Origin of the sequence: Mesorhizobium sp. LNHC209A00 (genome assembly GCF_000502915.1) — a bacterium.
Classification (GTDB): Bacteria; Pseudomonadota; Alphaproteobacteria; order Rhizobiales; family Rhizobiaceae; genus Mesorhizobium.
This window is the reverse complement of sequence record NZ_AYWT01000014.1, coordinates 73,043-91,327: the sequence shown is the minus strand read 5'-3', so window position 1 is coordinate 91,327 and position 18,285 is coordinate 73,043. Positions and strand designations below refer to the sequence as shown.

Genomic DNA, 18,285 nt, shown 5'->3' with positions numbered 1-18,285 from the left:
GAAGCCTACCGGGATACGATCCTAGCGGTGATCGAAGGTCAGGACGACATCACACTGGTCGAGTTGGCTGAATTTCTGAGGGCGGAGCATGCGGTCGTGTTCGCGCCGAGCACGATCTGGCGCTTTCTCGACCGTCACTCGATGACCTTCAANTCGACGGACCGATGACGGGTGAATGGTTCGCCGCTTATGCCGAGCATGTATTGGCGCCTACGCTTCGAGTTGGTGACATCGTCATCCTCGACAACCTGCCCGCTCACAAAGTCGCCGCCGCCTGCCAAGCGATCGAAGCGGCCGGCGCGCGAATGCTCTTCCTACCGCCTTACAGCCCCGACTTTAGTCTTCGCCGAAAATATCGAGAGCTAGGCTAAGCCAGACGATAATATTTCCTGTGCCCAACACTTGAGCGCCTAGTACATGCCGACTGTCATTTTGTGATACCTGAACCTAAGTCTCATGTCTTGCCCTTGCCAAGCTCGGCTGAGTTTCAGCAATCACACCCCAACGCGGTAGAAAGCCAACTCAGCGTGATGTGAAATTCTCCTACCTTGCCGCGATCGAACATCGGTATGTTCGTGGGCGGAGACTTCTCGATGGCATTCCGATTCGTTCACACCGCCGACATCCATCTCGACTCGCCACTGCGTTCGCTGGCGATGCGAAACGGCGACCTTGCCGAACTCGTCGGAGACGCCAGTCGCCAGGCGTTTGTCTCGATCGTCGATCTCTGCCTTGCGGAACGTGTCGATGCGCTGGTCATTGCCGGCGATCTCTACGATGGCGATCAGACGTCGATGAAAACCGCCCGCTTCCTGGCCACACAGATGACACGGCTTCACCAGGCTGGCATCAGGGCTTTCAAGATCCGCGGCAATCATGACGCCCTATCGCGCATATCGAAACAGCTGGTGTTCCCGGACACGGTCACAATCTTTAGCGGCCGTCCCCAGTCCGTGCTGCAGACAGCCGGCGGGCTCGACGTCATGTTCCATGGCTTGAGCTTTGCCAGCTCCAAGGCACCGGACAGTCTGCTGCCCAAATATTCAGCCCCGCGTGAGGGCGCGGTCAATGTCGGCATTATGCATACGAGCCTGGCCGGATCGCCCGGCCACGACGTCTACGCTCCGTGCAGCGTCGCTGACCTGCACAGCCATGGCTTCAACTACTGGGCGCTTGGGCACGTCCATGTCCGCCAAGTCCATCCTGGGGCGAGTACCGTGGTGATGCCAGGGATACCGCAGGGCAGGGACATCAACGAGGCCGGAGAGAAATCCGTCACGCTGGTGACGATACGCGACGACCGCACCATTGAGATCGAAGAAAGGCTGACCAGTATCGCGCAATTCGAGCGGGTGAGCGTCGACCTGACTGGAATGGTGGAATGGTCCGAAGTCGTAGGGCGAGTTCGTGCCGCGCTCGAAGATGTGCGCGCCTCCGTCAAATCCCGTCATCTTGTGGTCCGTCTCGGGCTGACCGGGACATCACCCTTGTCCTGGGCGCTGATCCGTGACCGCGACCTGCTGCTCGCAGAAGCTGAGCAGGTCGCTGAACAGACGGGAGACACTTGGGTGGAGAAGCTCGAGCTGAACGTCTCTCCACCCGCATCCCAGACTTCCGAGAATGCCGCTGACCCGATTTTCGAACTCGCTCAGTCCATGCGCACCGATGCCGGCTCGGAAGCCTTTCGCGCCGAGGCGAGGGCGTTGGTCCAGAAGATGGTCGCGGATCTTCCGCCCGACGGGCGCGATTTCGCCGGCAAGGACGAGGCTGAGCTGGAGCTGTTCCTCGACAGGGTGCTTGCCAACGGCGCCGACCTGGTTACCGCCCGCCTCAAGGCCGGTGGATCACAATGAGGCTGCGGCGACTTGATCTCATCCGTTATGGCAAGTTCACCGACAGGACGATCGACTTCGGGCCGAAACCGGAATCGGGTCCCGACCTGCATATTGTCTTCGGCCTGAACGAGGCCGGCAAGTCGACCGCGCTCGCCGGCTATCTCGACCTGCTGTTCGGCATCGAGGAACGCAGCCGCTACAACTTCCTGCACGAGTATAGCGCGATGCGCATCGGCGGGGTGCTCGAACTCGGCGGCGCGGAGCACACGCTTACACGCACGAAACAGCGCACCAACTCATTGTTAAACGCGAATGGCCAACCGGTCAGCGAGATGGCGATATCAGCACATCTGGCCGGGCTGTCTCGTGACGCATACGAGACCATGTTCTCGTTGGACGACGAAACGCTGGAAGCAGGTGGAAAATCTATCCTGGAATCGCACGGCGACCTGGGCAAGCTGCTATTCACGGCCAGCGCCGGCCTCGGGCACGCAAGCGATACATTAAGCGTGCTCGAGGCCGAGGCGGACAGGCTCTATCGCAAACAGGCACACGGAACCGAACTTGCGCTGCTCAAGAAGCGGCTTGCGGAACTGAAGGCCGGTAAAGACGCGATCGACACCTTGGCGTCGACTTATGAGAGCCTTGAAGCCGAGCGTCTCGACGCGACGGAAAAATACGACCGCAGCATCGCCGAACGGTCGGTGCTGTCGGCCAGGCTCGACACCATCGCGAAGTATCTTCGCGCGATCCCGATCCTTGCCGATATCCGGCGCAAGCAAGGCCAACTGGCCGAGTTGCCCAAGATCGCTTCACCGGCACGGACCTGGACCGGCAGTGTTGCCGACATGATCGAGACCGACGCCAGTCTGAGAACGCGGCTATCCGCGAGTGCGGACGAGCTTGAGCGGGTAACGACGAAAATCGCCTCGGTCGATGTGGACGCGGTGATACTTGCGATCTCCGAACGGGTTCGCGGCCTGGCCGACCGCAAGGTGCGCCAGGTCTCGGCCGGCCTCGACCTGCCAAGTCGCAGGACGGAGCTGCAAATCCTCGACAATGCCATGGCGACCTGCCTTGCCGCTCTTGGCAGGTCCTCCGAGCCACACCCTGCCAACCTGCTCTTGCCTGCTGCAACCATTGGCGCGGTGCGCACCATGGTCGAGCAGCGATCCGGGATCGTTACCAGCGTGCGCGTCGCGCGCGAGGAGGCTGCGGCCGCCGCTGATGCGCTCCAGGGGGCACGCGAGCGGGTCAGCGAAGAACGGGCCGTGCCCGAGCCTGCCAGGGCGAGGCTGGTTTCGGCTTTGTCTACGGCAAGGGCCAGCGGGCACATGAGGGAGACCAAGGCGGCACGTGAGGCCGCAGATGCAGGTGCAATTCGATGGCAGGCCGCGAGCGGGCGCTTGCATCCCTGGTCGGGAGATGCGCAGGCATTGGCCAGGATCGCTATTCCGAATGCTGGGCGGCTTGGCGCATGGAAGGCGCTGGCCTCAGAACTCGGTAAGAGCAGGGGCGTACTTTCCGAACGTCTTGCCGAGCACCAGGGCAATTACGACTTGCTTTCGGCGCGGCTGGAAGCCCTTCGTGCCTCCGTCGATGTCACCGACGATGATACGGCCGACGTTATTCGGCGTGCCCGCGACGAGGCCTGGGCAAGGCATCGCAATGACCTGACTGGGGAAACGGCGGATGATTTCGCGGCAACGCTGGCCCGAGACGACAGTGTCGGCGCAGGCCGTTTGGCCAACGCCCGGGAACTGGTCGAGATTCGCACGACAAACCGCAACCTCGCAGAAACCGCGGCCACCATCGCGCATGCGCGCGACCAACTTGCCGGCAACGGCTCAGATCGGGAGACTTTGCTCCTGGAAATACGCACGGCTGCCAGAGAGCTGCTCGGACCGTGCCAGGAAACATCCCCCGACCAGCTGATCGAACTGATCGAGGATCGCATCGTTGCCCGCATCGATGCGCTCGCGGCCTGGGAGGAGATCGAGCTTTCCCGCAAGAGAGCCGAGCGGGCGGTTGATGAGGAAGGCCAAATACGCCTGGAGTTGAACGGTGCTCTGGCGAGCGTCGGCGTCGGTTCGGATGCTGGTGACAGCCTCGATACGGTCATGGCCGTGGCAGAGCTGTTTCTTGAGAGACAATTCAAGGTGGACGCAGAGCGCACCGAGGCGCTCAAGACGGTTGGCACAAGGCAAGAGGATCTGGCCGCCAGGCGCCGCGCTGTCGAAGTCGCGGAGCGACGTGAGGATGAATGGCAGGCCGGTATTGTCGAAGCGCTCAAGGGCACCTGGCTGGAGAGCGGCATCTCGGTGCCCGGCATGGGCGGCGTACTTGATCAACTGGCTGAACTGGCCAAGAGCCTTCAGGCCCGGGACGCCATGCAGCTGCGCATCGAGAAGATGGTGGACGACAGGGACAATTTCCTGGTCGAGGTTTCCGCCGTTGCAGCCGAAGCGGGCGAGGCAGCCGACGACGAACCGGAACAGCTGGCGATCCGCCTTGCACAGCGCCTGGAGCGCGCCGAGCGCATGCGCGAGGCCAAGGCAAGCCTCGTCAATGACCTGCAGCGCCTGCAGGATCAGCGGGAGATCCTCGATGCCGAGATTTCGGCGCATGAGCGCCGCAAGAACGAGGTCCTGAGCGTCTTTGGCGTGGCCACACTGGCGGAGGTCGTGCAACGCGACGAACTGCTGCGCGACAGGGATCGCCTGCGCACTGCCGTGGCCGAGCTTGAGGAACAGGTTTCGTCCGAGCTCGCGGTGGAAGGCTTCGAGCAGGCGCGTTCGATATTGGATGCCGTCGATCTCGACAGTCTCGCAATCGAGAAGGCTGAGGCCGAGCAACGGCTTCGCGCTTCTGACGAGGCAATACAGCATCAGCTCATTCGGCAGTCGCGCGCGACCGACAAGCTGGACGCTATTGGCGGCGATAGTGCTGTTGCCCGCTTAGATGCCGAACGGCGCACCGTCCTTCTGGAAATCGAGGAAAAGGCCGTCCGCTATATCGAGCTGAAATTGGGAATAATGTCGGCTGGCAATGCTTTGCGCGTCTACCGTGAGCGTCATCGCTCTGGGATGATGGAGCGCGCGTCGGACGCATTCGCCCTCATGACGCGCGGCCAGTACTCTGGCCTGACAACGCAACCCCTGAAGGGTGGAGAAGTGCTCATCGCATTGCAGCGGGACGGGCAGTCCAAGGTCGCGGACGCGCTGTCGAAGGGCGCGCGTTTTCAGCTTTATCTGGCCCTGCGGCTTGCAGGATATTACGAGTTCGCTCAGTTTCGGCCCTCCGTCCCCTTCATTGCCGACGACATCATGGAAACCTTCGACCATTTCCGGTCAGAGGAGGTTTTCCGGTTGTTTGGAGAGATGGCGAGTGCCGGTCAGGTAATCTACCTCACGCATCATCAGCACCTGTGCGAGATCGCCAAGACTGTTGTGCCTGGCGTAGCGATTCATAATCTCGGATGAGATTGGACTTTATTTGATGCGTTGCTGACATACCGTGCCGTTCGATGTTTTACCTTAGCTAGTCTAATCGACATTCCAAGCGCCGGCCTTCGCGTCCGCTTTGCGCCCTCAATTCGGCCCTTCAGCGCCGCCGAGATTGATCCTGAAACCGGCCGATCGTTCAGTTTGAGCTGGCCCTCGGACATCCGTAGACTTGAGTTTATCGATGAAATACCAAGCTGGATTGAAGCGGTTGCGGCGAAGGTAGAGACCGTATTCATTGATCGGATGGACAGCTTTATCGCCTCAATCTCTAACCGCGAGTGGGCCTCGCTCATCTGGCTCGGGGCATTCATCGTGTGGGTGGCCTATTACAAGCCAACACGGAACAGCCTGGGCCAGCTTCTCAAGACATTCTTTCAGCCAGTTCTCATTGTCCCGCTGCTGATCGCGGCTGTGTACGCAACTGGCGAGATTCACCTGCTTGACCGTATCGGCTGGTGGTCAATCGACAATCTCAAGACCACGGTTCTCTGGCTGATTACGTTCGCCTTCGTGACGATGTTTGAGGTCGCTATGGCCAAAAGCCGCAAGGCCGGTCTGGGTAAAATCACCCGCGACATCGTAACCGTCACCGGGGTTTTGATTTTTATCACTGAACTCTACAGCTTTTCGCTGCCGGTCGAATTGATCGCGCTGCCACTGGTGACCATCATTTATTTAATGGCGGAAATGGCGAAGCTCAAACCCGAACATGTCGCGGTCGCCAAGCTGTTCGGCTATCTGTCCGCACTGATTGGCTTCTCCTATTTCGGGTTCAGCGTGTGGAAGTCGGTCGAAGCGGGCCGGGAGGCCGCCACTTGGGCGGTGGCGCTGGAATTCCTGAATCCGGTGATGTTGTCGGTCGGATTCCTCCCTTTCCTCTACATCTGGCGAACTTACGTCGCCTACAATGAGACATTCACGACGATATCGGTTTTTGGCATTGACAAAAGCCTCGTGTCTTATGCCCGGTGGCTTGCCATCATCCACATTCGCAGCGATCTCGACCTACTGGAACGGTGGCGCAAGTCGATCCGGTGGTCGCGCCCTGCGAACAAGACCGAACTCAAAAACACCTTGACCGCCTTGCTGGCGTTGAAAGAGCGGGAAGCCGCGCCGTTGGTTGTGCAGCCGCGAGATGGGTGGTCGCCTTATCTGGCAATCCAGTTCATGGCGGGGATGAGCGTCGAGACCGGCTACTATCATCAAACTCTAGAGGATGAGTGGTTTGCACAAAGTGCTATGCGCGAACTTGGTAATGGCTTCGGACTGAATAACAACCTCGCGTACTACGTCAACGGCACTGAGCACGCCGTCACATCCGTAAAGATCAAACTCAACATCAATGATCCGGCGACAGCTGAAGCCGCCGAAAATCTTTTCACCGCTCAGACTATGCATCTTCTCGAACAGGCCGTTAGCTTCAACGCGGTTAAGCGTCTGAGCCCACAGATTGCTTCGCTCAAGCCGTTCGAGGCCGACATTCCCTTCGGCGCCGTCTCCCTCAGGCGCGATGAATTCACCGGAATCAAGGGTGGGTACGATCGCGTATTCGAGATCAAACGAGGGCAGTCATGAGGCGCATCGGCATCGACATTTGTGCGGTGGCTTTTCCCCTGTCGTGCGTGTGGAAGGAGACGGACCGCTCCCGGTCCCGTTTTTCAACCGTCCGGCGCAGGCGCTGGGGCCTTGTCGCAGCTCGCAAGAAGTGCGGTTGCGTATTGGAAGCCTCCTTCCCGGACCCATCGCTTCGTGACGACGAGCGACCAGACAAAAATGGCCACCACGTTTATCGCGAGTGCCGATAACACAGCGGGGCCAAGCCTTCCAAAGGCTGTAACAATACCCGGCCAATTGTGGGTCCCAAGCAGACGGACCGCGCCGGGGGTTGTATAAGCAACCGCAGCCAGCGAGGCCAGCAGCACAAGCAGGCAGATCAAAATGCCTATGGGCTTGAGCCCAAGCAGGTTCCGGCGAAATCCGTACTGGGCATTCTCGCGATTGACCATCGGGAAGTCTTTCCCCCGAGTCTGCTCCCTCAGCCATTTCACGCCGGAATCGTACACTGCGTTCGCAGCCGCGGGATCAGCTCGCTCGGCGTCAGCTGTCGGAAAGGGTAGGTCCGGAAGCCCCGCGCCCAGGAACCGATGGTACCGTTTCCGTGTGTGGGGATCTAATTCGCTGGAATGCCGGAGTAGGATCGTCGTCGGCCACCCGCCCCACTTCTTCAGCAGCTTCGGCTCGATCCGACGGCCCTTCGTGCGGGCCCAGGATCCCAAAGCATAAAGCAGGCCACACGAGGTGGCCACTGTCAAAAGCGTGGCGCCAATGCTGGACACAATCAGCCACGGAAACCACGCCAGGACGGCAAGCAGCGGCGGAAAGATGGTCAGGAGGCCTGGAAAGAGCCGGGCTTGCCTGCCGTAGCTGTCGAACATTGTCGCGATATCATTTGGCACGACACCCATACCTATTCCTCGTATTCTTCCGGATACGCCACGGGCGTGATCGGTCCCCAGCCCTCGCGCATGGAAACATTCGAAGATTTTGCGTGGATACCGCTACCCTCCGTTTGCGACAATCTCGCGCCACGATGGATCATCGCTCGCTGCACCACTTTGCGCGGATGATCTTCATCGGCCTTGGCGGAACTGATATAGGCCTTGAACAGCGGCGAGACTGGCTTCGATTCAAGCCGAGGCCCGAGAATGCTGTCCAGTAGGTCGGTCGTCAGGTTACGCCGGCCGCCATGATGGGGCACCTGAAACCGGTCGACTCCTGGCAGATTCAAGCCGACAGACGGGGCGTATGCAACTACCTCGGCCAGCCCCTCCCGCCCGGTGTCGGCTGTGAGCAGAATTTTTTCGCCGGCGATCAACGCATATTGCACTACGCTCATCTCGTTTTCGTCACTGGTGTCGGACGCAGGGAAGTATTCATCACCCCAAGCTCCATTGACGTAGGCCACGGCGGCCTTGGCAGCTTCCACCAGGAAGTCCTTAAACCCTTGTATCGCGGCTTCCACTTTGGCCAAAGGCGTTTTGTCGGAACTGACGACCAGGTCAAGAAAGCGGGCACGGGTCGGTGCCATTACAACAAAGGCCCCAATCTGTTGGCCCTGGAATGGCTCATAGATCGGGATCCTCTTCTTGATGGCGATGTCCTCAAGATCGGCTAGGTTCGAATAAGCAGTGCGAAGAGCTGCGCGCAGATTGTCGACATTGCTGTAATTCTTGAACCGAGGCAGCAGTTCCTGGGCATAGAGCCAAGGACGAAGCATCCAGAGGGCTTTGACCTCGAAATGTTCCAAAATAGGAACAAGCCCGCGGGCGTGGTCCCCGTCATTGTGGGTCGCAACGACGTGGTCCAGGGTCTTCGGGTCACCATAGTGTTCGATGATGTGATCGCGCAACGCCTCGCCGGTGGAAGCGTAGCCGCCATCGATGACGTGAATAAAGGTCTGGGCGTTCTGCTCATAGCGAAGGGCAATTGCGTCGCCGCTCTTTTTTGTTTCGACGCCCAGAAAATCGATTTCGAAAGATTCAGCCATCCCATCCTCCACTACGAAAAAAATCAAAATGCTTGCGAGTTAAATACCCCACACAAATATGCGATGAAGAAATGTGATGCGGCCGGTACTTATACAAGAGCCGAAAGTACAATTTTGAATATTTTTCTGTGATCGTCGATGGAAGTGCTGGGCGTTCGTTTCTCTTGGACGGAAAGCCCCCCAAATCGAGCGGCTGGATCGCGAGAGGCGACATATTCAAAAACGGTACGGGCAGCAGCGCTCGAACCTACGACCTGCGGCTTTAGAGCCTGTCGGCCGAAAGTCGTTCGACGCGACGGAAGTCGCCAGCCGTCCAAAGTCAGCTAAACCCTACCGGGAAACCAAAAGCTGCCGGTCAGTTGTCGGCCTAAACAACGTCGTTCCAGTTCTCGACCAGCGCGCGGTCTTGGTACCGTGTCGAAAGGTTTGATCGCACATGCCGAAAATGTTTGCATGGCGCAATAAGTTTATATCGGCTCGTATATGGGGACTGCCGATATGGGAACCTATATAGCGGTAAATTGATACACAAACGTATATTGACACCCGTCATATACGGTCCTATATCGGGCTAGCTCAAGCAGAAATCGTATAGGCCATGAAGATCAGAACAGCTCGCGACATTGGTATCCTGATCAAGGAGGCCCGCACCCGGCGCGGCCTGTCCCAGGCTGCCTTGGCCAAGATGATCAACACCACGCAGACGTGGGTGTCGTGGATCGAGAACGGCAAGCCCAGCGCCGAGATCGGCAACGTGCTGCTGGCGCTGACCACGCTTGGTGTGGAGCTGGACTTTCAGATCCCGCCGGCGCCGACGTTGGCTGCTGATCATCATCATAATGCCGATGAACGGCATGTCGACGATGACGACGACGAGATTCCCTACAAGCTCTAGGTGACGATGATCATGGTGAACCCCATCGACACCCTCGACGTCTATATCGCTGGCAGACCGGTTGGGTGGCTCCACCACCTGCAGGGCGGCAAGCTTTCGTTCTCCTATCACCAGGCATGGATGGAGGGCCGGGTGGCGATCCCGCTCTCCCTGTCCATGCCGACGATCACCAGGACATACGAGGGCAAGGTCGTCGAGGCATTCCTCTGGGGTCTGCTGCCGGATAATGAGCAGACCCTCGCCAGATGGGCGCAGAGGTTCCAGGTCTCCGCGCGAAACCCGTTTGCCCTGCTCAAGAATGTCGGCCGCGACTGCGCCGGCGCCGTCCAGTTCCTTCCTCGTGGCGACCAGGTCTCCCGCGGCGAGAACGTGGAGTTGCTCACCGAGGCTCAGATCGGCGACCGCCTGCGCGACCTGCGCAAGGATGGTGCAGCGACCCGGCGAATCGGCGATCCTGGTCAGTTCAGTCTCGCTGGTGCGCAGGCAAAGACGGCGTTCCATTTCGACAAGGGCAGCAATCGCTGGGGGATCCCTCTAGGCGACACGCCCACGACACACATCTTCAAGCCGCCTTTGCCGCACTTGCACGGGCATACCGAGAACGAGCATTTCTGCCTGCAGCTTGCATCCAAGCTCGGCATGGACGCTGCACATAGCCAGGTTCTCGACTTCGCAGGCGAAAAGGCGATCGTTATCGAGCGCTACGACCGCCGCAACATCGACGGCAAGACCATCCGCATCCATCAGGAGGACATGTGCCAGGCCCTGTCGGTGATGCCGACGCTCAAGTACGAGAACCAGGGTGGGCCAGGTATCACGACGATCTCCAGAAAGGTGCTGTCGGCCTCCCTCGACCCCGTTCAAGACCGTCAGATCTTCATGGCCGCGAACGTCTTCAACTGGATCATCGCCGGCACGGACGGGCATGCAAAGAACTACTCGATGCTGCTCGGTGCCCAGGGCGAGGCCCGCCTAGCTCCGCTCTACGACATCTCCTCCATTCTGCCGCACCTCGGGGGAGAGATCCAATCTGAGATGCGCGACCTTAAACTGGCGATGAAGATCGACAGAGTCTATCCCATCGAGGAGATCATGCCGCGCCACTGGGGGCGCTGTGCGTCCTCAGCAAAGGTTGGCAGCGAGTACACGGTGCGGACGATCCGCCATCAGCTCGCGGTGATGCCCGATACGGCATCGGAGTGCGCCCAAGAGCTTCGCCAGGAGGGGATCATCCATGAGATCGTTGGTCGCCTCGTCGACGCGATCGCGACGCGCATCAAGGGCTTGTCCCGGATCTATGGAGAGGAAGGTTGTGGAGGTTAAAGTCGGGCGGGGATAGCGGATCCACGGACTAATGCCGGCGAAATGGACGGACCGCACACTGCCCACGGGATTCTCGCTCTAATAGCGCCCCGGCTCCGGGCCGGGTAGATGGCCGGTTTCGGAACCGGCCATCGGCAGCTTGAATGACGGAAATGGGGTCGGCTGCAGAACGGCAGCTTCCCGCCGAACGCGGTCAACTTTCTCTCCAGGAAATCTGACAATGCGGGCCTACGATTTGGCGTCGAGTTGTGGCGTTTTCGACGGTCAGTATGATTTCCGGCGGTTGGAGATTTGTATCGGCGTTTGATGAACGGACGCTGTTGGGTTCAAAGTGGATGGTCGCGTTGGTGTGTGGACAGCAGGCTTGCGGCGTCCCTCGATTGAGATCACCCGCAGGTTTTTGCTCTTGAGTTCATCCAGATAATCGGCCCACCACTGCATCATCTTGACGCGCTCGTCCCAATGCTCTGCCCGGGCGTAGGCGCGCCGAACGTCGTTGTTCTCAATGTGGGCCAGCTGCCGCTCTATCGCGTCCGGATGCCACTTGCCGCATTCGTTCAGCAGAGTTGATGCCGTTGCTCGAAAACCATGCGCGGTAGCTTCTTCCTTGCTATAACCCATACGACGCAGTGCGGCGTTAAGCGTATTGTCGGAAATCGGACGCGAAGCCGATCGAACACTAGGAAACAGCAGCGATCCATCACCAGAGATTTCTCTCAGTGAAGTCAGGACGCTGATCGCTTGCTTTGATAGGGGTATGCGGTGCGGCCGTCGCATTTTCATGCGTGCTTCAGGGATCGTCCACACCGAGCTTTCAAAATCGAACTCTTCCCATTCAGCGGCGCGAAGCTCGCCTGGGCGGGGAAACAGCAGCGCTATCAGCTTCAGACCGGCTCGGGTTGTAGGCTGTCCGTCAAATGCATGGATCGCCCTCAGCAAACCGCCCAAGGCCTTCGGATCGGTAATCGCGGCGCGAGACGTTACCTTCGGACTGATGAGTGCGCCTCTGAGGGCGAAGGTCGGATCTGTCTCGGCGCGTGCGGTCGCGATCGCGTATCGAAACACGCTGCCGATGGTGGAGCGCAGTCGCCTGGCCGACTCATACCGACCGCGAACCTCCACGCGACGGAGGGCGGTAAGGATGCTGGCCGGCTCGATCTCCCGAATGCACTTGTCGCCGATTATCGGATAGGCAAAGTCGAGCAGCCATTTGACCTTGCTGATCGTCCGGTCGGCACGTCCCTCCTTCTTCAGCTTGTCAACATATTCGTCCGCGATTGAGCGAAAGGAGTCCTTTGCCGAATCGGCCTTCCGCAAGCTGCGCTCCTTTCCAGGGTCGACGCCAGCTAGCAGGAGCCTTTTAGCATCATCGCGCGCCTCCCGTGCCTCGGCGAGAGAGATAAGGGGATAGCTGCCCAGCGCGAGCAGTTTCTGCTTGCCGTCAAAGCGGTAGGCGAGCCGCCAGAGGCGAGAGCCCGTGGGCTGTACCCATAGCTGCAGCCCGCCCCCGTCAGACAATTTCGCGAGTTTGGAAGCAGGGCGGGCGTTTCGACATTTCACGTCGGATAGGGCCATTCGTCAGGTCTCCCTTGGCTGTTTCGATACCATCAGGATGTCGAATACCAACGGAAATACCATCCCCCCGCCTCGTTGGATCAAATGCGCCCGAAGCGCTCTCTGTCACGCCTAATTGCGCAATGCGACAGCAAAAGATCAATAATTCCAGTCGCTTGCAGAAGCTGCAGCGTAGACGGTTCGGCTAAACGGAGTGTCGGGAGAAGAGGGGATGGTGCCCAGAGGCGGATTCGAACCACCGACACGCGGATTTTCAGTCCGCTGCTCTACCAACTGAGCTATCTGGGCCTGTTCCGGCTAACGAACACTCGCGCTCCGGATTTCAATGAAAGCACCGTGGGCGCCCCTTGAAAGCGCGTGGGTTATAGCATGGGAATTCGGCCTGTCCAGCGCCCAGATGAGGATTTCCCGCAGGAAAAGAAGTGTCGCCCGATGGGCTGGTTTCCATGCCATGCGCCCTCCTATCTGGCGCTTGGCAGCCCCTTGCGGAAGTCGGATGGGGTCATGCCGGCCAGCTTGCGGAAGGATTTGTTGAAGGCGCTGAGCGAGCCGAAGCCTGAGTCCATCGCGACCCGCAGCACATTGGCGCCCTGATGCATCAGAAGCGCCTGCGCATAGCTCAGCCGCAACAGGTTGACATATTCGTTGAGCGTCATGCCGGTTGATTTCTTGAACAGGTTCATGGCGTATTTGGGGTGGATATCGGCGGCGGCCGCTATGTTCATGCAATCGATGTCGTAGAGGAAATTTTCGGCGATGAAATCGCACATGCGCCCGACATTGCGTGAGGACTGCTGGTCGAAGGTGCTGCCCGCCTCCTGCCCGGCGGCGTTTTCCGGCACCAGCCGATAGGGCTCGAACCGCACCCGCTCCAGCCGCAGCAGGAGTTCGTTGACGGCATGCTCGGTCTTGGCCGGATCGCCCGAACGGGCGTAGCGGTTCCAGCGGGCGAAATTGTCGTTGTCGGATTGATCGGTGGCGCTAGTCACCAGCGTCGCGCCCGTCATCAGCCGGTGGCGTATATCCGCCGGCAGGTGAAGCCGGAAGAAATGCACCAGCGGCAGGTGCGCGCCGGCATAGACGGCGTCGTCGCTCAAATCGTCCATTTGGTGCGGCAAGCCGCCCCAGAACAGGCACATCTCGCCGGCCGAGAGCGAGATTTCGTGCTCGTCCATGCGGTAGTGGACGGAGCCGCGGACGATGAAATTCACCTCGACCTGGGCATGCCAATGCGGCTTCAGCATCACCAGCGGATTGGTGTGGAACATCTGCAACAACAGCGGCAGGCCTTCCACGCTGCTGGCACCAGGCTGGTAAAACGGCCGTTCGGGCATCTTACTTTCCGCCAATTTCGTATTCCCTTTGTCGGGGACAGGCCTTTGCCGGTGCCTAGTCTAGCCAGGCTCGCAGAGAGAGCAAATGAAATGGGAGGATTTCAATGCGCATCACACTGTCCTGCGCCGCGCTCGCGCTTGTCTTGGGCTCAGCCCCGGCCCTCGCGCAATCCGGCGAAATCACCATCTGGAGCTGGAACATCGCCGCCTCGTCGCTGAAGGCAACGGTTGCCGGTTTCAACAAGGTCCGTCCCGACATCAAGGTAACGGTCCAGGATCTCGGCAACCAGCCGACCTATGACAAGTCGATCGCCGGATGCGCGGCCGGCGGCGTCGGCCTGCCCGATATCGTGACCATCGAGAACGGCGAGGCCGAGAATTACTGGAGCCAGTTCCCCGACTGTTTCGTCGACCTGCACACGTTGGGCTACACGGCGGAAGACCAGAAGAAATTCCCCGATTTCAAGCGTACCGAACTCGAAGTCGGCGACAAGGCCTATGCCATGCCGTGGGATTCCGGCCCGGTCGCCGCCTTCTATCGCCGCGATTTCTATGAAAAGGCGGGCGTCGACCCGGCATCGATCAAGACCTGGGACGATTTCATCGCCGCCGGCAAGAAGATCCAGGCCGCCAATCCAGGGGTCTCGATGACCAATGCCGATTTCAACGGCGATAGTGAATTCTTCCGCATGATCTCCAACGAACAGGGCTGCGCCTATTTCGCCGAGGACGGCCAGTCGATCACGGTCAACCAGCCCAAATGCGTCGACGCCATGACCAAGGTCAAGGAGATGAAGGACGCGGGCATCGTCTCGTCGGCCGACTGGGGCACCAAGATCACCAACAACACCGCCGGCACCGTCGCCACCCAGGTCTATGGCGGCTGGTACGAAGGCACCATCCGCACCGAATCGGCCGGCGAAAACGGCAAATGGGGCGTCTACCTGATGCCGAGCCTGACAGCGGACGGGCCGCGCGCCGCCAATCTCGGCGGCTCGTCGCTCGCCATCACTTCGGCATCGAAGAACAAGGAAGCGGCCTACGAGTATTTGAAATACACCCTCGGCACCAATGAAGGCCAGATCACCATGCTGAAGGAGTTCGGCCTCGTCCCATCGCTGGTCTCGGCCCTGAACGACCCTTACGTCAGCCAGGGCCAGCCCTACTGGGGCGGCCAGGCGGTGTGGAAGGATATTCTGGGCACCTTGCCCAAGGTCGTTCCGAGCCGCGGCACGCAGTTCCAGAGCGATGCCGAGATCATCGTGCGCGCGGTGCAGACCAAATACCTCGCCGGCGGATATCCCGACGCCAAGGCGGCACTCGACGATGCCGCCAGCCAGATCGCCTCGGCGACTGGGCTGCCTGTCAAGTCCTGACCTCCCAGGACGGGGTCCGGGATGGCAGCTATGCCGTCCTGGACCCGCCGCTTGCACGCTTGCTTTCAACACCAGGGATGAAGGAGGACAAAAAGATGCGCGACCGCAATGCCACGGCCTATCGCTTCCTTACGCCCTATCTCCTGATCTTCGCCATCTTCTGGGTGTGGCCGATCATCTCCTCGTTCCTGATCTCGTTCCAGGCGACACGCACCGTGCCGTGGCGCTTCGCGCCCGGTTTCAACTGGGGCCGGCTGATCGGCGACCCCGCCTTCTTTAACGCGCTGAAGAACACGCTGCTCATCCTCGTCATCCAGGTTCCGGTGATGATCGCGCTGGCCATGGTGATGGCGGTGCTTCTGAATTCGCCGCTGCTCAAGGCGCGCGGCCTCTACCGCTTCGCCTTCTTCGCCCCGGTGGTGGTCGGCGAGGTCGCCTATTCGGCGGTGTTCCGGCTGATGTTCAGCCTCGATTTCGGGATCGTCAACAAGCTCCTGAACGGCATCGGCCTGCCCAAGGTCGACTGGTTTTCCAATGTCACGCCGGCCATGGCGCTGATCATGATCGCGGTCACCTGGCGCTGGGCCGGCTACAACGCCATCATCCTGCTGGCCGGCATGCAGTCCATACCCGAGGATGTCTACGAGGCAGCGACGCTCGACCGGGTAAGCAAGCTCAAGCAATTCTTCTACATCACCCTGCCGCTGTTGAAGCCGGTCATCGTCTTCTGCGCCGTGCTGTCGATCATCGGCACCATGCAATTGTTCACCGAGCCGTTCTTGATCACGGAGCGCGGCGGGCCGGGCGGCGGCACCGAGACGCTCGGTCTGCTGCTTTACCGCCAGGGCTTCCGCTCGCTTAATTTCGGCTATGCCTCTGCCGTCGCGTACACCATGGCCGGGCTGGCGATCGCCATCACGCTGGTGCAGCTATGGCTGACGAGGGAACCGAAATGAGTTCGCTCTCGTCGGCAAGACTGAAACGAAGCATCGCACTGCACCTGTTCCTGACCCCGCTGGCGCTGATCTGGTTGTTTCCGCTGTGGATGATGGTGGTGTTCTCGACCATGCCCGACAACGGCATATTCAGTCCGGGCATCGAACTGTTGCCGCGCGGCAATTTCGTCGACAATTTCAACAATCTGCAGCGCGACACAGACTTCGTCGGCGCCATCGTCATTTCCATTTGCGTGGCGGTGACCTACACCGTCTTGTCGGTGCTTTTGACCTCGATGGCCGGCTGGGCGCTGGCCCGCTACCAATTCTTCGGCAAAAGCGTGGTCGTGGCCATCATCCTGGGCACCATCACGCTGCCCTATGCGGTGGTGCTGATCCCGCAATTCATCATGGTGGCGCGCGACTTCAAGCTTGCCAACACCTGGGTGGCGCTGATCGTGCCGCCGCTGTTCAATTCGCTGGGCGTGCTGTTCATGCGCCAGAGTTTTTCGATGATGCCGGACGATCTGTTCGATGCCGCCCGCGTCGAGGGCGTCAAGGAGTGGCGGATCTTCGTCTTCATCGCCTTGCCGCTGGCGCGGCCGATGCTGGCGGCGCTCTGCATCATCCTGTTCCTCGCCTCCTGGAACAACTATCTATGGCCACTTCTGATCAACAGCCAGCCGGGTTCGATGACAGCACCCGTGGCGCTTGGCACGCTGATCGGCCTGACCAAGGTGTCGTGGGGCGGCATCATGGCGGGCGCGGTCATGCTGACCGTGCCGATGCTCATCGTCTTCGTGCTCCTGCAGCGTCATTTCATCGCCGGCATCGCCGCCGGCGCGGTCAAGTAAGGGGCAGAATGGCAACCGTCACACTCACCAATGTCGCCAAGCGCTTCGGTGCCTTCGAGGTCGTCCACGGCGCCAACATCGACATCGCCGATGGCGAGTTCGTCGTCTTCGTCGGCCCGTCGGGCTGCGGCAAGTCCACGCTGCTCAGGATGATCGCGGGGCTGGAGGACATCAGCGGCGGCGAGATCGCCATCGGCGGTAAGGTGGTCAACGATGTCGAGCCGGCCGACCGCGGCATCGCCATGGTGTTCCAGTCCTACGCGCTCTATCCGCATATGAGCGTCGAGCAGAACCTCTCATTCGGGCTGCGCATGACCGGCAACCCCAAGGCCGATACCGAGCGGCGGGTGAAGCGCGCGGCCGAGATCCTGCGCATCAGCGAATTGATGGATCGTCGTCCGAAGAAACTTTCCGGTGGCCAGCGCCAGCGTGTCGCCATCGGCCGCGCCATCGTGCGCGAGCCGCAAGTGTTCCTGTTCGACGAGCCGCTCTCCAATCTCGATGCCGAACTGCGTGTCCAGATGCGGGTCGAGATTTCAAGGCTGCACAAGGAACTCGGCGCCACCATGGTCTATGTCACCCACGACCAGACCGAGGCGATGACGCTGGCCGACCGGATCGTCGTGCTGCGCGCCGGCCATATCGAGCAGATCGGCAGGCCGCTGGAACTCTATGACAATCCCGACAATATGTTCGTGGCCGGCTTTGTCGGTTCGCCTAAGATGAATTTCATCAAGGCCCATATTGTCGGGCGTGATGAAAAAGGGGTCGTGGTCGAGCTGGCGGGCGAGGAGAAGACCCGTATCACGCAACCGTTGAAATGCGCAGGGCCTGAACTGGGTAGCAAAGTCATCGTCGGCGTGCGGCCGGAACATTTTGGCAGCGCCGGTGAAGGCGACGCCGACCTGACCGCCGCCATCGACGTGGTCGAGCATTTGGGCGGCACGAGCTTCCTCTATGCCCGAACGACCCATGGCGAGGATGTGGTGATCCAGCGCGACGCGGCAAAGGTTCCCGACACCTCCGAGGTCACCGTTTCCATCCGCAAATCATACCTGTTCGACGAAAAGGGGCTGCGGCTGCGCTGACCGGCCGCCCCTTTCCA

General features: G+C 60.1%; 13 protein-coding genes, 1 tRNA gene and 1 pseudogene. 10 read left to right on the top strand and 5 right to left on the bottom strand.

Translation table 11 applies throughout. The features are described from left to right. Nucleotides 1–155: 155 nt before the first annotated feature. The 4 genes and pseudogenes from X739_RS1000000169515 to X739_RS141755 all read left to right on the top strand — a co-directional run. A pseudogene (locus X739_RS1000000169515) lies at nucleotides 156–341 on the top strand (transposase); the annotation flags it as partial. A 252-nt stretch (nucleotides 342–593) separates the two neighbouring features. Continuing rightward, complete coding sequence (locus X739_RS141745) at nucleotides 594–1,853, top strand: exonuclease SbcCD subunit D (RefSeq protein ID WP_023795670.1); 1,260 nt, start codon at nucleotides 594–596, stop codon at nucleotides 1,851–1,853. Next, nucleotides 1,850–5,317 carry an AAA family ATPase gene (locus X739_RS141750; protein ID WP_023795669.1) on the top strand — a complete coding sequence of 1,156 codons (3,468 nt, stop codon included), beginning with the start codon at nucleotides 1,850–1,852 and terminating at the stop codon, nucleotides 5,315–5,317. Before X739_RS141745 ends, X739_RS141750 begins: the two co-directional genes overlap by 4 nt. 21 nt (nucleotides 5,318–5,338) lie before the next feature. Then, entirely contained in the window at nucleotides 5,339–6,916 is a 1,578-nt protein-coding gene (locus X739_RS141755) for a DUF6030 family protein (RefSeq protein WP_156939950.1), read from the top strand. Nucleotides 6,917–6,999: 83 nt separating this feature from the next. Here the strand turns inward: X739_RS141755 and X739_RS0135245 are convergent, their stop codons facing one another. Both X739_RS0135245 and X739_RS141760 read right to left on the bottom strand, forming a co-directional pair. Then, nucleotides 7,000–7,776: a hypothetical protein gene (locus X739_RS0135245; protein WP_156939948.1), complete on the bottom strand. Its 777-nt coding sequence runs from the start codon at nucleotides 7,774–7,776 to the stop codon at nucleotides 7,000–7,002. Between the two features lie 32 nt (nucleotides 7,777–7,808). Further along, nucleotides 7,809–8,888 (bottom strand): MBL fold metallo-hydrolase, encoded by a 1,080-nt coding sequence (locus tag X739_RS141760; RefSeq protein ID WP_023795666.1) that lies wholly within the window; start codon nucleotides 8,886–8,888, stop codon nucleotides 7,809–7,811. A 598-nt stretch (nucleotides 8,889–9,486) separates the two neighbouring features. Between X739_RS141760 and X739_RS1000000167200 the strand changes: the two genes are divergently transcribed. Both X739_RS1000000167200 and X739_RS141765 read left to right on the top strand, forming a co-directional pair. Beyond that, nucleotides 9,487–9,783: a helix-turn-helix domain-containing protein gene (locus X739_RS1000000167200; RefSeq protein WP_023795665.1), complete on the top strand. Its 297-nt coding sequence runs from the start codon at nucleotides 9,487–9,489 to the stop codon at nucleotides 9,781–9,783. A 12-nt stretch (nucleotides 9,784–9,795) separates the two neighbouring features. Then, the gene (locus X739_RS141765; protein WP_031252301.1) at nucleotides 9,796–11,106 is read left to right on the top strand and encodes a type II toxin-antitoxin system HipA family toxin; all 1,311 of its coding nucleotides are present in this window, start codon (nucleotides 9,796–9,798) and stop codon (nucleotides 11,104–11,106) included. Between the two features lie 264 nt (nucleotides 11,107–11,370). Here X739_RS141765 and X739_RS141770 read toward each other — a convergent pair whose 3' ends face one another. The 3 genes from X739_RS141770 to X739_RS141780 form a co-directional block, all read right to left on the bottom strand. Further along, nucleotides 11,371–12,681 (bottom strand): integrase arm-type DNA-binding domain-containing protein, encoded by a 1,311-nt coding sequence (locus tag X739_RS141770; RefSeq protein ID WP_023795663.1) that lies wholly within the window; start codon nucleotides 12,679–12,681, stop codon nucleotides 11,371–11,373. 212 nt (nucleotides 12,682–12,893) lie between these two features. Further along, nucleotides 12,894–12,969: transfer RNA gene (locus tag X739_RS141775), tRNA-Phe, on the bottom strand. A gap of 173 nt (nucleotides 12,970–13,142) precedes the next feature. Beyond that, a complete protein-coding gene (locus X739_RS141780; protein ID WP_031248028.1) occupies nucleotides 13,143–14,015 on the bottom strand; it encodes a helix-turn-helix domain-containing protein in 873 nt (290 codons plus the stop codon). Between the two features lie 104 nt (nucleotides 14,016–14,119). On the opposite strand from X739_RS141780, the gene X739_RS141785 reads away from it, so the two are divergent. The 4 genes from X739_RS141785 (at nucleotide 14,120) to ugpC (ending at nucleotide 18,268) form a co-directional block, all read left to right on the top strand. Continuing rightward, complete coding sequence (locus X739_RS141785; RefSeq protein WP_023772765.1) at nucleotides 14,120–15,391, top strand: ABC transporter substrate-binding protein; 1,272 nt, start codon at nucleotides 14,120–14,122, stop codon at nucleotides 15,389–15,391. Nucleotides 15,392–15,486: 95 nt separating this feature from the next. Then, nucleotides 15,487–16,347, top strand: a complete 861-nt coding sequence (locus X739_RS141790; RefSeq protein WP_023772766.1) for a sugar ABC transporter permease — start codon at nucleotides 15,487–15,489, stop codon at nucleotides 16,345–16,347. Continuing rightward, nucleotides 16,344–17,180: a carbohydrate ABC transporter permease gene (locus tag X739_RS141795; RefSeq protein WP_023772767.1), complete on the top strand. Its 837-nt coding sequence runs from the start codon at nucleotides 16,344–16,346 to the stop codon at nucleotides 17,178–17,180. The genes X739_RS141790 and X739_RS141795 overlap by 4 nt, the downstream gene beginning before the upstream one ends. A gap of 8 nt (nucleotides 17,181–17,188) precedes the next feature. Further along, complete coding sequence (ugpC, locus tag X739_RS141800; protein ID WP_023772768.1) at nucleotides 17,189–18,268, top strand: sn-glycerol-3-phosphate ABC transporter ATP-binding protein UgpC; 1,080 nt, start codon at nucleotides 17,189–17,191, stop codon at nucleotides 18,266–18,268. Nucleotides 18,269–18,285 lie beyond the last annotated feature (17 nt).

Excerpts from the sequence above, each read along its gene's own strand:
- X739_RS141750 (WP_023795669.1), top strand. The coding sequence starts at position 1,850 with ATGAGGCTGCGGCGACTTGATCTCATCCGTTATGGCAAGTTCACCGAC.
- X739_RS141760 (WP_023795666.1), bottom strand. The coding sequence starts at position 8,888 with ATGGCTGAATCTTTCGAAATCGATTTTCTGGGCGTCGAAACAAAAAAG.
- X739_RS141785 (WP_023772765.1), top strand. The coding sequence starts at position 14,120 with ATGCGCATCACACTGTCCTGCGCCGCGCTCGCGCTTGTCTTGGGCTCA.
- X739_RS1000000167200 (WP_023795665.1), top strand. The coding sequence starts at position 9,487 with ATGAAGATCAGAACAGCTCGCGACATTGGTATCCTGATCAAGGAGGCC.
- X739_RS141795 (WP_023772767.1), top strand. The coding sequence starts at position 16,344 with ATGAGTTCGCTCTCGTCGGCAAGACTGAAACGAAGCATCGCACTGCAC.
- X739_RS141765 (WP_031252301.1), top strand. The coding sequence starts at position 9,796 with ATGGTGAACCCCATCGACACCCTCGACGTCTATATCGCTGGCAGACCG.
- X739_RS0135245 (WP_156939948.1), bottom strand. The coding sequence starts at position 7,776 with ATGTTCGACAGCTACGGCAGGCAAGCCCGGCTCTTTCCAGGCCTCCTG.
- ugpC (WP_023772768.1), top strand. The coding sequence starts at position 17,189 with ATGGCAACCGTCACACTCACCAATGTCGCCAAGCGCTTCGGTGCCTTC.
- X739_RS141780 (WP_031248028.1), bottom strand. The coding sequence starts at position 14,015 with ATGCCCGAACGGCCGTTTTACCAGCCTGGTGCCAGCAGCGTGGAAGGC.
- X739_RS141745 (WP_023795670.1), top strand. The coding sequence starts at position 594 with ATGGCATTCCGATTCGTTCACACCGCCGACATCCATCTCGACTCGCCA.
- X739_RS141770 (WP_023795663.1), bottom strand. The coding sequence starts at position 12,681 with ATGGCCCTATCCGACGTGAAATGTCGAAACGCCCGCCCTGCTTCCAAA.
- X739_RS141790 (WP_023772766.1), top strand. The coding sequence starts at position 15,487 with ATGCGCGACCGCAATGCCACGGCCTATCGCTTCCTTACGCCCTATCTC.